This window comes from Frankia sp. BMG5.60, from assembly GCF_059428125.1.
The window spans coordinates 2,709,065-2,721,889 of the sequence record NZ_CM182091.1 but is presented as its reverse complement, the minus strand read 5'-3'; the positions used below and the strand labels follow the sequence as shown (position 1 = coordinate 2,721,889).

Sequence of the window (12,825 nt, the reverse complement as noted above, 5' to 3'; positions counted from 1 at the left end):
CGAGGTCGAGGGGGTCGACTGGGGTCAGCCGCGGGCGAGGGCCGCGTCCACGATCACCTGTGCCTGGGCGATCACCTCGTCGAGGTGCTCCGGCCCGCGGAAGCTCTCTGCGTAGATCTTGTAGACGTCCTCGGTGCCGGACGGGCGGGCCGCGAACCAGGCGTCGCCGGTGACGACCTTCACCCCGCCGATCGCCGCGCCGTTGCCGGGCGCCTGCGACAGCGCGGCGGTCACCGGGGAGCCGGCCAGCGTGGTCGCGTCCAGGCTCGCCGGAGTGAGGGCCGCCAGGATCTTCTTCTGCGCCGCCGTGGCGGGCGCGTCGACCCGCCGGTACGCCGGCGCGCCGTGCAGTTCGGTCAGCTCCCGGTACAGCACCCCGGGGTCCCGGCCGGTGACCGCCGTCATCTCCGCGGCGAGCAGACAGGCGATGAGGCCATCCTTGTCCGTCGTCCACACCCCGCCGCCGCGGCGCAGGAACGACGCGCCCGCGCTCTCCTCCCCGCCGAATCCGAGGGTGCCGTCGGTGAGGCCGTCGACGAACCACTTGAAGCCGACCGGTACCTCGACAACGGTGCGGCCGATGCCAGCACCGACCCGATCGATCATGCTCGAGCTCACCAGTGTCTTGCCGATCGCCGTGCCCGCGGGCCAGTCGGCGCGGTGGCCGAACAGGTAGGCGATCGCCGCGGACAGGTAATGGTTCGGGTTCAGCAGCCCGGTGCCCGGGGTGACGATGCCGTGCCGGTCGGCGTCGGCATCGTTGGCCACCGCCACGTCGAAGGAACCGGCGAGGCGTAGCAGGGAGGCCATCGCGTAGGGCGACGACGGATCCATCCGGATCTTGCCGTCCCAGTCCGTCGTCATGAACGAGAAGGTCGGGTCGACGGTGGTGTTGACCACCTCCAGGTCGAGCTTGTACCGCTCGGCGATCGCCTGCCAGTAGACCAGGCTCGCACCGCCGAGCGGATCGACACCGATGCGGACGCCGGCCCCCCGGATCGCGTCGAGGTCGACGACGTCGCCCAGGTCGGCGACGTACGCGCCGACGTAGTCGTGCACCACCGCGGCCGCCCGCGCCTGCGCGTAGGGCACCCGGGCGACGCCGGCGAGACCGGCTTCGAGCAGGGCGTTCGCCCGGTCCTGGATGACCTTGGTGGCGGCGGTGTCGGCCGGTCCACCGTGGGTCGGGTTGTACTTGAAGCCGCCGTCGGCAGGCGGGTTGTGCGACGGCGTCACCACGATCCCGTCGGCGAGCCCACGGACGGCTGTCGCGCCCGCCGCGGCGGCGCCACGGTCACGGTTGTGCCCCAGGATGGCGTGCGAGATCACCGGGGTCGGCGTCGCCTCGCCGTCCGGCGCGATGCGCACCGCCACGCCGTTCGCGACGAGCACCTCCAGGGCGCTGGCCAGCGCCGGGGCGGACAGGGCGTGGGTGTCGATCCCCAGGAACAGCGGGCCGTCGACGCCCGCCGCCGTCCGGAAGTCGCAGATCGCCTGGGTGGTGGCGAGGATGTGGTCGGCGTTGAAGGAGCCGCGCAGCGCCGATCCGCGGTGCCCGGAAGTCCCGAACGACACCCGCTGAGCGGGATCCGCGGGATCGGGATGGACGTCCTGATACGCCGCGAGCAGGGCGTCGACGTCGATGAGATCCTCGGGGGCGGCGGGCTGCCCCGCGCGTGGGCTGATCGGCATGGGCGGCGCCTCCTCGCGGTGGGACGGGGGTGGCCGGCGGCCTGCCGTCAGCCTAGCCGGGTCCTCCCCCGCGGGGCTGGTTCGTCCCGGCTCGGCGGCCCCGGCAGGCGGTCGCCGGGGTGAGGTCGCCGGGGTGAGGTCCGCCGGCGTGGGGTCCGCCGGCGTGGGGTCGAGGTGTGATCCGGCCCGGCGGCGCGCGGTATGGGGTGCGGGGTCGCTGGTGGGAGGCTTTGTGGGACATCTCCCGTCCGGCCGGGCGCCGCGGGCGCGTGCCGGTCCTGCAGCGTTACTGTCCCGTCGTGCGTCTCGGTGTGATGGGTGGGACCTTCGATCCCGTCCACAACGGGCACCTCGTCGCCGCGAGCGAGGTGGCCGCCCTGTTCGACCTCGACGAGGTCGTGTTCGTGCCGAGCGGTCAGCCCTGGCAGAAGGTCCACCGCGTGGTCTCGGACCCGGAGGACCGCTACCTGATGACCTTCCTCGCCACCGCGGAGAACCCGCAGTTCACCGTCAGCCGGGTCGAGATTGACCGGGGTGGGGCGACCTACACCATCGACACCCTGCGTGATCTGCGCGGAGCCCGGCCGGATGACGAGCTGTTCTTCATCACCGGCGCCGACGCGCTCGCCCAGATCTTCACCTGGCGGGATCATCGCGAGCTGTTCGAGCTGGCTCACTTCGTCGGCGTCAGCCGCCCCGGCTACCAGCTCGCCCTGGACGCGGCGCTACCGGCGAACTCGGTGAGCCTGCTGGAGGTGCCGGCGCTGGCGATCTCGTCCTCCGACATCCGCCAGCGGGTCGGACGCGGCGCCCCGATCTGGTACCTCACGCCGGACGGCGTGGTGCGCTACATCGCCAAGCGGCACCTCTACCAGTCGACGGCCTGATCCGCTCCCGCCATCGGACCGGCCCGAACCGTGGCCGGTGCGGCGATATCACGGTTTTCGGGCCGTCGCCGGCCTGATGGGTGCCCTGCCCGGGCGGGGATGTGTCACGCTGGACTCAGCCGCCCGACCACGGGCGGCGCGCGGGGCGACCGGTGGTGGCCGTCCCGCGAACGTCGCGACCCTGGAGACCCTCAGCGTGACCGCTTCCCCGCGAGCTGTCGAACTCGCCCTCGCCGCCGCGCAGGCGGCGGCCGACAAGCTCGGCCACGACCTGCTCATCCTCGACGTGAGCGAGCGGCTGGCCATCACCGACTGCTTCGTCATCGCCTCCGCAGGCAACGAGCGGCAGGTCAAGGGCATCGTCGACGAGGTGGAGGAGAAGCTGCGCCGGCTCGGGGCCAAGCCCGTCCGGCGCGAGGGAGAGCGGGAGGGCCACTGGGTCCTGCTCGACTTCGTCGACGTCGTCGTGCACGTCCAGCGGGACGAGGAGCGCGTCTTCTACGCCCTGGAACGGCTGTGGAAGGACTGCCCGGTGATTCCGTTCACCGACGCCACCGTCGGGGTCGGTGCCGGTGCGGGAACCTCGGTGCCCGGGTCCTCCCCGGCGGCCGGCCCGCTCGGTGGCGGCTCGGCGAACGCTCTGTGAGGCTGCTGCTCTGGCGGCACGGTCGGACCACCTGGAACGATGTCGGTCGCTTCCAGGGGCACGCGGACCCGCCCCTGGACGCCACCGGACGGGCCCAGGTCGCCGCCGTGGCTCCGATCATCCGGGCGATGCGCCCGGACCTGGTCGTCTCGTCCGATCTGCAACGCTGCCGGGACACCGCGGCCGGGCTCGACCTGCCGTTCCGCTCCGACGCGCGGCTGCGCGAGATCGATCTCGGGCTGTGGTCCGGCCTGACCGGCGCCGAGGCGGCCGACCGCTTCCCCGAAGAGGACCGGGCCTGGCGCCGCGGCGACGACGTTCGCCGCGGTGGCGGCGAGACCTACCGGGAGGTCGCCCGGCGCGCCGGGGAGGTCTTCGACGAGATCCGCGCCGAAGGGCGGCCGTCCGGGCCGGACGGGCTCGTCGTGTTCGTGCTGCACGGCGGCACGGCGCGCTCGCTGATCGGCCACGTGCTCGGCCTGCCGCCGGAGCTGTGGTGGCACTTCGGGCCGCTGGCGAACTGCCGGTGGTCGGTCCTCCGCCTTGTCGAGGACGGGTACCGGCTCGCCGAGCACAACGCGGGTCCGCTGCTGACTGGTAAGGTCGGCATCGCCGGATCGGGTCTGTCCGAGTCCCTCCTGCCGAGCCAGGGGGCCCCGACGGAGTCCGACACGGAGCCTGTACACTTGCCGAAGTAGCCCACCAGGCGCGGCGGTATCGGTGCCAGGGGGGCAACACACCGAGGTTCGCTCGGTCTGATATAAATGAACAGCAGTTGGGGCTGTGGCGCAGTCTGGTAGCGCATCACACTGGCAGTGTGAGGGTCAGGGGTTCGAATCCCCTCAGCTCCACGAGACTTTGGGCGTCTTGTTTTCTCCCTTTGGGGGGAGAAACGGGGCGTCTCTTTATTTTTCCGGGGGGGCCGAGCCCCCCCGACCCCCCCACGAACTTGCCCGTGGTCGGGGGTGACGGAGAGTGGTGCGCCAGGGGCGGGTGTGGGGCTTGGGCTGGGGAAGATGGCTGTGGCCATTGGGGGACTCAACCAGGATCGGAGTCAAGACCACGAGCCCGAGCGCGTCCCAATCTTGACCTGGTGATCGGCGGCTGAAGCCGCCCGCCCTGACGAGGGTGGGGAGCACTGCCTCGCGTCGGCGGGTTGCTGGCAGGGGGGCGGTCTGACCCCGGCGTCGCCGTATCCTGAGGGTGACTTCCGCACGTGGGGCGAGAAGAGGTCGCGATGGTAGATGAGTCGGCACCGGGCACCCACCTCCAGAACCTGCGTCAGCGACGTGGCCTGACCCAGGAAGCGCTTGCGGACGCGGCTGGAGTCCGGTGTTTCCAAAAATTCGCTATGGCCAATATATTTGACCCGGTTCGAACTAGAGATCCTCAGAGAATCTCGAAAGTACCAGCATCGGCCAGCGCCTCGCGTAGAACGGCTGCTTCCGCGGCACGGCCATGCTGGGCGAGAAGATCGGCCAGATCTTCTGGCGGCTGTATGGTCGGGCTAGCGGCAGCGCGGGCCTGCAGTAACGTAATTGCCTCATGGGCGCGACCGCCGGCGGAGAGTGACCGGGCCAACTGCCTCGCCGAAAGATTGTCGCCCGCCGCGGCGCGCGATCGCAGGATCTCGACCTGACCGTGCTCGGCTAGTAATTCAGCTAGTCGTCCGGACGCGTAGATCTCTGTGCGCATCGCCTTGAAACTGTTTCGACGGCCGAAGCGTCGCTGTAAAAGAGCGATCGCCTGGTCAAACCGGCCGCTGGCAGCGAAAAGTTCGGCCAGTAGCACCGCCGCCTGTACGTCTCCGGATTTTGCCCGGAACTGCAGCTCGTCGAGGTGGCCTCGCTCGACGAGCAGCGCGGCCAAGCGAAAGGCCGCGAAAGGCTCCCCGCTGTGGGCGAGCGCCCGGAGCCGGTCTACCTGCCCCTGCTCGGCGAGCAAATCCGCCAACCGCATCTTGGCGAGGAGGTTCTTCGACAGCGCGCGTGACTCCAGGATGGTGATTGCTTCGCCGGTGCGGTTTGCCTCGATGAGAAGCTCCGCCAATCGTACGGCTGCGTCCGCGTCGCCGGCAGCGGGACTGAGGTCGGGCCGCCGGGAGGTGAGATTTCTCCGGGCGACCTGACCTCAGGGAAGGTCGCTGTTACCGCCCAGGTTGGCGATCATACGCCGCAGAACGTTGAGCGCCGCCACGTACTCGGCCGTTTCGATGCCTTCATGCATCTGTTCGTGAGCGCGTGCGTTGCGATCCCCTGCACGGAGCCGCCCGGCCTCCCCGGCCTCGGTCAGCGTCAGAATCCGAGCGTCTTCCTTCATCCATCCGCGGGCGACCAGGTCGTCGAAGACACCGTCGAAATCGATCCCGAGGTCGTCGAAAGAGACCAGCCGTTCAGCGAGCTTCGCGCGGCTCCACGTGCCGGGTGCACCAGCGACATGGTTGAGCGTCCACCAATGCGGCTGGGTGAGATCTTCCACGGCCAGCTCCGCGCGGATGCGTCCAACTACTCTGCGGTATGCCTCGCCACTCCAGTAGCCAACGGGCTGGGAGGCAAGCTCCTCCTGGGAGTACTCCTTCATGATCACGTCGACGCGCTCCTCCTGGCAGACCGAACGGACGAGAGCACGGTAAAATCTCAAGTGGACTTGAGGTCAAGGAGCCTCTGTGACAAGGGATGCTGCCCGGACACGCTCTCGGGCAACCGACCTCACAAACCAACGGCCCCGGAACATCGACCTGGCTTGCCCAACCGCGGTTCGGGTGAATCGTCCGCCGGGTTCAGCAGCACGCTCTGGCCCACCCACGGCCCGTCCACGTCCCAATGGACGGGCCGTTCCAGCAGACCACCCTGACGAGCGACAGCAACGAGCCCAACTCGTCGTCACGGACGTGTAGTCGATGCATTGTCGCAGTTCAGAGCCGATATCCGAGCTTCTGCGGTCGGTAAAGCGGCCAACCAGCGGCGACCGCACCAGGCGCTGGACATGGCGGTCCCCGCGAGCCTGTTCCGCCCCAACGGGCCAACCCGCCTCGACACCGCCACGTCCGCCCAGGAGCCGGAGCCCGCACCGTCCTCGCTGGTGATCGGGGTGATCGAACCGCCGCCCGGTCCGATCAGCGACGGCGCCGCCGTCGAGTTCGAGGTCCGGATTCCTCCCGCGGGCAACATCACGATCCGTTCGGAACGCCAGTACGTCTCGCTGCACCACAGCATGGCCGGGCGCACCGTCACCGTCTGGGCCGACCTACGCAGCATCCACCTCAGCTACGACGGACACGTAATCCGCACCGTCCGGCTGACGACCCCGACGAGCGCGTCCGACGGTGCGCGACGCGACTTGCCCGACCGTCGGTATCCCTAGGTGCCCGTATCAACACAAGGAGTTGCTTGAGGGTGATGCCGGTTGCCGCCGCGTGATCCGTCATCAACCTCCAGCACCTACTGATCCCTACGTCTGCCCGCCCGCACCCGATCGCAACCGCCCACGCCGATGGGGCATGCTCGGCTGGCTGGCCCCGCGATCCGGTCGGCCAGGCATTCCCGCTGGACTAGCCTGTCCGCATGGCCACCCTCCAGCACCGGCGCCTGCGCGTCGCCTGGGTGGCCTTGCTGCTGCTCGGCCTCATCGCCGCCAGCGGCGTCGGCGGACGGCCGGCGCGCCTGCAGGCGGCCGAACGGGTGCTGCCGGCGGTCACGGCGATTGCCGTCCCGGCCGGTCCCGAGGAGACCACGACCCCCCGCCAGGATGTGCGCATCCTGGTGACAGGGCCCTGGTCGCCGGGCCATCCCACCACCTTCGTCCTCGCCGCGGCCGCCGTGGCCCTCGCCCTTCCCCGGTTCGGCCGCTGGCGAGGCATGGCGCACCGCGGCCGCCGTTGCGACGGCCCCGCCGAACACCAGGCCGCCCGCGGCCCGCCGCGGCCCTCCCGCCCACTTCCGAGGTGGGCAGGCTCCGGGACCGCCTGACATCCGCAAGGCCCGTGGGTTCGCCGCGCGGCGATCGCGTGGCCTGTAGCGCGGCTGTCCGGCGTCGTGACGACGCCTGTGCCGCGGCTGTCCGGCGCTCGCGCGGCTGATGCCGCGAGGTTCGTGCCGGGATCGGTTCGTGCCGGGATCGGCCGGTTCGGCCGGTTCGGCCGGTGCGGAACGCTGTCGCCGGCGCCTGCCCTGTCACGTGCGCTCGGTCGCACCGCCGGTCCGTGCTTGTGGTCCGCATCCCCGTTCCAGGACATCTGGCCGCTGGATGCGGCGCCGGTGACGTGCGGTGGCGGCAGACGAGCTGCCTCGGAGTTCGGGCTTTCGGAGACTGCCCGTCGTAAGACGATCATCGACCGAAGGGGCGACCCGTGGATTCCGGGTTCGAATGGGATCGCATACTTCTCGCCGTCGCGCTGTTGGCCGCGATGTTTCTCCTGCCCGCCCTGGTGATCTGGCGTGACCAGGTCCGGGATCGACACCGCTTCGGGGCGCAGGCGCTGTCCCGCCCCGTCCGGTATGGACTCGACGGCCAGAGCTACCGGGAGGGGACGGCGCCCGCGGCCGCTCCCGAGTGGGCCGTGCGGGATGGGGCCGCGCGGCAGCGGGCCGAGGCTGTTGCCCCCGACGGGGTGGCGCATGAGACGCCCGCGCCGCCGGCGGTGTCGGGAGGGCGTGGCCGGTGACCGGCAGTGGCTAGCGCGTCAGGCGGGCCGCCGCCGAGGACGGTGCTGATCCTGCTGCGCGGCGCCCTGGGATCGGCCACCGTCGTCGCCCTGCTCGCCGCGCAGTTCGGTGAGGGCTGGGGGACCCTCGCCCCGATCGCGCTGCCCGCGGTGCTGGTCGGGCCGATGCTGCCCTGGCGGGCGGCCGCCCGCCTGGCCGGGTTCACGGTGGTGGCCGCGGTGCTGGTCGGCTGGGTGCAGGCGGTGAGCGTGGGGGAGGACTGCCGGTGGCGCTGCGGCCATCCGGCGCTGCTCGCGATGGTCAGCGTCGGGGCGGCGACCGTGCGGGGGTGGGCCGCCGGGCGGCACGCCGCCGGATGAGCGGCGCCGGATGAGCGGCGCCGGACTAGACTTGATCGCGGTGTGCCGGGAAGTCTGGTCGGCGGTGATCCACCCGACCCCGGACGCTGGGAGACCGTTCTGAACCCGCCGACGCGACGTGCCCGCCTGTTCGCCCGCGGCTCCTGGGCGGAGACCCGGCGGATCGCGGTGATCCTGCGCGACGAGACGATCGGCGGGGCGCTGCTGCTCGCCGCCACCGTCCTGGCCCTCGGCTGGGCGAACTCACCCTGGTCGGGCAGCTACGATGCGCTGCTGGCCACCGACTTCGGTCCGGCGGCGCTGCACCTGGACCTCTCGGTCCGCGAGTGGGCGGCCGACGGGCTGCTGGCCGTCTTCTTCTTCGTCGCCGGTCTCGAACTCAAGCGTGAGTTCGTCGCCGGGGACCTGCGCGACCCGAGCCGGGCGGCGGTGCCGGTGGCCGCCGCCGTGGGCGGAGTCGCCGTCCCGGCCGTGTTGTACTCGCTGCTGAACCTGCACAGCGGGGCGTTGCGGGGATGGGCGATCCCGACCGCCACCGACATCGCCTTCGCCCTGTCGGTGCTCGCGGTCGTCGGCAGGAGCCTGCCCACGGCGCTGCGTACCTTCCTGCTGACCCTCGCCGTGGTCGACGACCTGCTGGCGATCGCGATCATCGCCGTCGCCTACACGGCTGAGCTGTCCGCGGTGCCGCTGGTCGTCGCCGTCGTCCCGTGGGCGGCGTTCACGGTGCTGGTGCAGCGCCGAGTGCGGGCGTGGTGGCTGCTGCTGCCGCTCGCGGTGCTCACCTGGGCGCTCGTGCACGCCTCCGGGGTGCACGCCACGGTCGCCGGGGTGCTGCTCGGCTTCGCGGTGCCGGTGGCGCGCAGCGAGGGGGGCGGGGGACCGCAGGCGGGCCCGGGACTTGCGGAACACTTCGAGCACCGGTGGCGGCCGGTGTCGGCGGGCGTCGCCGTGCCGGTCTTCGCCTTCTGCTCGGCGGGGGTGACCGTCGGTGGGTTCGGGGGCCTCGCCGACGCGCTGTCCGACCGGGCCGCCCTCGGTGTCGTCGTCGGCCTGGTCGTCGGCAAGGCGGTCGGGATCTTCGCGACGACCTGGCTCGTCGCCCGGTTCACCGGGGCGAGCCTCGACAGTGGCCTGGCCTGGGTCGACGTCGCGGGGCTCGCGCTACTCGGCGGGATCGGTTTCACGGTGTCGCTGCTCATCGGAGAGTTGGCGTTCGGGTTCGGCAGCGCCCGCGACGATCACGTCAAGGTGGGGGTGCTGACCGCCTCGATCATCGCCGCCCTGCTGGCGACGGTGGTGCTGCGGCTGCGCAACCGCGCCTACGCCCGGATCCACCAGCTCGAGACCACTGACGACGACCGCGACGGCGTCCCGGACGTCTACCAGGCGGAGCAGCCCTAACGCGTCGGTGGGCGCTGTTCGCCGACTGCGCCCGCCGGCGGGCGGATGAAACCCTGCTGGGCGGTCGTCGCGACCAGGGTGCCGTCCCGCCGGAAGATCTTGCCGGTCGAGTACCCGCGTCCGGCGGAGGCGGTCGGGGAGTGCTGGTCGTGCAGCAGCCACTCGTCGGCCCGGAACGGGCGGTGGAACCAGATCGCATGGTCGAGGCTGGCGAACGACACCCCCGGGCTGGCCGACGCGATCCCGTGCGGCCGCAGGGAGGTGGCCAGCAGGTACAGATCGGACGCATAGGTGATCGCCTGCAGGTGGACGCGGGGATCGTCCCCCAGCGCGGACCTGACCCGGAACCAGACCTGCTGGCTGGGGGGATACGCCCGCGGCGCGAGCGGGGACACGACGCTGACCGGCCGGAAGTCCAGCACCGCGAAGTGCGGGGGCAACGGGCCGTCGAACCCCCAGGCGGCGAGATGGCTGGGCAGGTCGGCGACCGTCTCGGGGTCGGGCACGTCGGGCGGGGCCGGATCGGCGTGGTCGAGCCCTTCCCGGGGGGTGGTGAACGACGCCATCACCTCGAACAGCCGGCGGTCGTGCTGGCGGGCGACCACGCGGCGCACCGCCGACGAGCGGCCGTCGCGCAGACGCTCGACGTGGTAGCTCACCGGGATGTCCGGGTCGCCGGACTGCAGGAAGTAGCCGTGCAGCGAGTGCGCCGGGAAGTCCGCGGTCTGCTGGGCCGCCGCGAGTGCCTGGCCGGCGAGCTGCCCGCCGAAGATGCCGGTGCGGGCGCGCGCACCCCGAGCGCCGACGAACACGTCCGGCTCGGACTCCCGGACCCCGAGGACGTCCTGCAGCGGCAGGGCGAGATCCGCGCCCGCGCCGGCCGACGTGGCGCCGGCCGACGTGGCGCCGGCCGACGTGGCGCCGGCTGCGGTGGCGCTGAGCGCCGGCTCCCCTACGGGGCCGGGGCCAGTGGGAACGACGGTCATGGTCAGCTCATCCTCGCCTCGTCCTCGCCGGCGCGCGGCACCGCACGGCGGCCGGTCGCGGCATGCCCGATCCCGGCGGGCGGGACGCGCCCCGGGCGCCGCACGCCGCGTCCCGCGCCCGCCGGTCGCAGCCGGCCGGCGGGCGCGCGATGCGGAACCGATCAGGTGAAGGCCTCGGACAGCTCGGTCCGAAGCACCCGGCGCAGCAGCTTGCCGCTCTCGTTGAACGGCAGCTCCTCGCGGAACTGGATGTGGTCGGGGGTCCGGCTGGAGCGCAGCCGGGTGCGGACGTGCGCCTTGAGGTCCTCCTCCGTCACCCCGCCAGAGGTGACGACGGCGGCGACGACCTGCTCGCCCCACTCCTTGTTCGGGATCCCGACGACCGCGGCCTCGAGCACGCCCGGGTGCTCCAGCAGCACCGCCTCGATCTCGCCCGGCGACAGGTTCTCGCCGCCGCGCACGATCACGTCGTCGAGCCGGCCGTGGACGAACAGGTACCCGGCCTCGTCGAGGTGGCCCTCGTCGCGGGTCGGGAACCAGCCGTCGGAGTCCAGCGTCGTGCCTCGGCCGAGGTATTCGCCGGAGACCTGGCCGCCGCGCACGTAGATCTCTCCGCGTTCGCCCACCGGCACCTCGATGCCGACCGCGTCGCGGATCGACACCTCGAGCGTCGGCAGCGGCTTGCCGACGGAGGCGAGCCGGGCGCGGACCGCCGGGTCGTCGCTGGCGAACGCCGCCTGATGGTCGTCGGGACCCAGCACCGCGATGGTGCTGGAGGTCTCGGTCAGGCCGTAGGCGTTGACGAAGCCGACGTTCGGCAGCAGACCGACCGCGCGCTCGATGACCGGCAGGGGCATCGGGCCGCCGCCGTAGGACAGCGAGCGCAGCGACGGCAGACCCAGGCCATCGGCCTCCACGATGTCCAGGATGCGGCCGAGCATCGTCGGGACGACCATCGCGTGGGTGATCGACTCCTCCCGGACGATGGTGACCCAGGCGGTCGGGTCGAACGCCTCGAGCTGGACCACCCGGCGCCCGGAGTAGGTCGACGACAACACCGCCGAGATGCCCGCGATGTGGTAGGGCGGCACGCTGACGATCGCGGCCTCGTCCTCGGCCGAGCCGGCGTACTCGACGGTGGAGATGATGTACTCGGTCAGGTTGCTGTGCCGCAGCACGGCGGCCTTCGGCTCGCCGGTGGTGCCGCTGGTGAACAGCAGGACGGCGATGTCGTCGGCGTCGCCGCCCCAGCCGTCCTTCTCCTTGCCCTCGGGGTCCTCGGCGAGCGCCAGGGCCTCGGCCCGGCTGAGGAACTCGACGCCGTCGACCGGCCCGACCCGCTCGACGACACCCTCACCCACGATGATCGTCGCCGGGGCGGTGCGGGCGACGATGGCGCGCAACTGCGGATCCGCCAGGCGGTAGTTGATCGGCACGAACGGCTTGCCGGCGATCGCCGAGCCGAACAGGGTCAGGGGAACCGCGGGGGAGTTCAGGTCGATCAGCCCGACCCGCTCGCCCGGCCGCGCCTCGAGCGCGGCGCCCAGGCGCCGGGCCCGGCTGGCCAGCTCGGCGAAGGTCAGACCGGAGGCCAACGGGCCGAGCGCGACCCGGTCGGCCATCCCGTCCGCGGCCATTTCGAGAAGCATCCCGAGGTGCATCGTGGCTACCCGTCAGTCAGAGGAGGGCAGGGGCTTGGCGTCCTTCTGGGCGAGGATGACCTCCCCGATGGACAGGGAACCGGTGCCGCCCTTGGTGCACAGCAGCTCGAGGCCGGTGTCGGTGTCGGCGAACCGCTTGCCCAGCGGCGTGCCGGCGGAGAACGCGGGGTCCAGAGTGAGCCCGGTGGGGGCCTCGGTGCCGATCGCCACGACCGGATGGCCGCCGCACCGCAGATCGATCGGTCCCTTCGCGGGTTTCACCACGATGATCTCCGTCTGGTCGACGGCGGACCGGTAGCGGGTACCGGGCTTGGTGACAAGGCTCACGTTCTCGACCTCCTCGCTCGCGCGTGTTCCTCTCGCAGAGCGGAGGGAGTCACGCCTTTCCTGATTTCTACTGCCCGGGGGGATCAGGCGCCACCGCCCCGGGTGGGAGCGACATCGCCACCCGTACGTGGATCGAGGGTGAACGCCGACGGGCCCCGACGGGATCCTGCCCGCGGCCGTCGGCCCAGCGCCGCCGGCC

Annotated in this window: 14 protein-coding genes and 1 tRNA gene; 9 read left to right on the top strand and 6 right to left on the bottom strand. The window is 71.8% G+C overall.

All coding sequences use genetic code 11. The features are described from left to right. Positions 1-24: 24 nt before the first annotated feature. Entirely contained in the window at positions 25-1,692 is a 1,668-nt protein-coding gene (gene pgm, locus AC5R91_RS10960) for a phosphoglucomutase (alpha-D-glucose-1,6-bisphosphate-dependent) (protein WP_495397034.1), read from the bottom strand. Positions 1,693-2,006: 314 nt separating this feature from the next. Between pgm and nadD the strand changes: the two genes are divergently transcribed. The 4 genes from nadD (at position 2,007) to AC5R91_RS10940 (ending at position 4,076) form a co-directional block, all read left to right on the top strand. Beyond that, entirely contained in the window at positions 2,007-2,579 is a 573-nt protein-coding gene (nadD, locus tag AC5R91_RS10955) for a nicotinate-nucleotide adenylyltransferase (RefSeq protein WP_495397942.1), read from the top strand. Between the two features lie 196 nt (positions 2,580-2,775). Next, the gene (gene rsfS, locus AC5R91_RS10950) at positions 2,776-3,225 is read left to right on the top strand and encodes a ribosome silencing factor (RefSeq protein WP_495397033.1); all 450 of its coding nucleotides are present in this window, start codon (positions 2,776-2,778) and stop codon (positions 3,223-3,225) included. Beyond that, the gene (locus AC5R91_RS10945) at positions 3,222-3,923 is read left to right on the top strand and encodes a histidine phosphatase family protein (protein WP_495397032.1); all 702 of its coding nucleotides are present in this window, start codon (positions 3,222-3,224) and stop codon (positions 3,921-3,923) included. Before rsfS ends, AC5R91_RS10945 begins: the two co-directional genes overlap by 4 nt. Positions 3,924-4,002: 79 nt before the next feature. Then, positions 4,003-4,076, top strand: a tRNA-Ala gene (locus tag AC5R91_RS10940). Positions 4,077-4,614: 538 nt separating this feature from the next. Here the strand turns inward: AC5R91_RS10940 and AC5R91_RS10935 are convergent. After that, positions 4,615-5,274 carry a tetratricopeptide repeat protein gene (locus AC5R91_RS10935; protein WP_495397031.1) on the bottom strand — a complete coding sequence of 220 codons (660 nt, stop codon included), beginning with the start codon at positions 5,272-5,274 and terminating at the stop codon, positions 4,615-4,617. A gap of 81 nt (positions 5,275-5,355) precedes the next feature. Then, a complete protein-coding gene (locus tag AC5R91_RS10930; RefSeq protein WP_495397941.1) occupies positions 5,356-5,805 on the bottom strand; it encodes a MarR family winged helix-turn-helix transcriptional regulator in 450 nt (149 codons plus the stop codon). A 405-nt stretch (positions 5,806-6,210) separates the two neighbouring features. Here AC5R91_RS10930 and AC5R91_RS10925 point away from each other — a divergent pair, with 405 nt between their 5' ends. The 5 genes from AC5R91_RS10925 (at position 6,211) to nhaA (ending at position 9,652) form a co-directional block, all read left to right on the top strand. Then, a complete protein-coding gene (locus AC5R91_RS10925) occupies positions 6,211-6,588 on the top strand; it encodes a hypothetical protein (protein ID WP_495397030.1) in 378 nt (125 codons plus the stop codon). A gap of 200 nt (positions 6,589-6,788) precedes the next feature. Then, a complete protein-coding gene (locus AC5R91_RS10920; RefSeq protein ID WP_495397029.1) occupies positions 6,789-7,193 on the top strand; it encodes a hypothetical protein in 405 nt (134 codons plus the stop codon). Positions 7,194-7,573: 380 nt separating this feature from the next. Continuing rightward, positions 7,574-7,888, top strand: a complete 315-nt coding sequence (locus AC5R91_RS10915; RefSeq protein WP_495397028.1) for a hypothetical protein — start codon at positions 7,574-7,576, stop codon at positions 7,886-7,888. A gap of 6 nt (positions 7,889-7,894) precedes the next feature. After that, positions 7,895-8,248, top strand: a complete 354-nt coding sequence (locus AC5R91_RS10910) for a hypothetical protein (protein ID WP_495397027.1) — start codon at positions 7,895-7,897, stop codon at positions 8,246-8,248. A 126-nt stretch (positions 8,249-8,374) separates the two neighbouring features. Continuing rightward, entirely contained in the window at positions 8,375-9,652 is a 1,278-nt protein-coding gene (gene nhaA, locus AC5R91_RS10905; RefSeq protein ID WP_495397940.1) for a Na+/H+ antiporter NhaA, read from the top strand. On the opposite strand, the gene AC5R91_RS10900 is transcribed toward nhaA, so the two are convergent. From AC5R91_RS10900 to AC5R91_RS10890, 3 genes are all read right to left on the bottom strand, one after another. Next, entirely contained in the window at positions 9,649-10,638 is a 990-nt protein-coding gene (locus AC5R91_RS10900) for an acyl-CoA thioesterase (RefSeq protein ID WP_495397026.1), read from the bottom strand. The two genes, nhaA and AC5R91_RS10900, sit on opposite strands and share 4 nt — an antisense overlap. 161 nt (positions 10,639-10,799) lie before the next feature. Continuing rightward, on the bottom strand, positions 10,800-12,299 hold the full coding sequence (locus tag AC5R91_RS10895) for a class I adenylate-forming enzyme family protein (RefSeq protein WP_011603123.1): 1,500 nt from the start codon (positions 12,297-12,299) through the stop codon (positions 10,800-10,802). A gap of 12 nt (positions 12,300-12,311) precedes the next feature. Continuing rightward, positions 12,312-12,626, bottom strand: coding sequence for a hypothetical protein (locus tag AC5R91_RS10890; RefSeq protein WP_011603124.1), 315 nt, complete (start codon positions 12,624-12,626; stop codon positions 12,312-12,314). Positions 12,627-12,825 lie beyond the last annotated feature (199 nt).

Bases quoted from the DNA above. Each gene is read 5' to 3' on its own strand.
- pgm (WP_495397034.1), bottom strand. From the start codon at position 1,692: ATGCCGATCAGCCCACGCGCGGGGCAGCCCGCCGCCCCCGAGGATCTC.
- AC5R91_RS10920 (WP_495397029.1), top strand. From the start codon at position 6,789: ATGGCCACCCTCCAGCACCGGCGCCTGCGCGTCGCCTGGGTGGCCTTG.
- nadD (WP_495397942.1), top strand. From the start codon at position 2,007: ATGGGTGGGACCTTCGATCCCGTCCACAACGGGCACCTCGTCGCCGCG.
- AC5R91_RS10925 (WP_495397030.1), top strand. From the start codon at position 6,211: ATGGCGGTCCCCGCGAGCCTGTTCCGCCCCAACGGGCCAACCCGCCTC.
- AC5R91_RS10930 (WP_495397941.1), bottom strand. From the start codon at position 5,805: ATGAAGGAGTACTCCCAGGAGGAGCTTGCCTCCCAGCCCGTTGGCTAC.
- AC5R91_RS10900 (WP_495397026.1), bottom strand. From the start codon at position 10,638: ATGACCGTCGTTCCCACTGGCCCCGGCCCCGTAGGGGAGCCGGCGCTC.
- AC5R91_RS10895 (WP_011603123.1), bottom strand. From the start codon at position 12,299: ATGCACCTCGGGATGCTTCTCGAAATGGCCGCGGACGGGATGGCCGAC.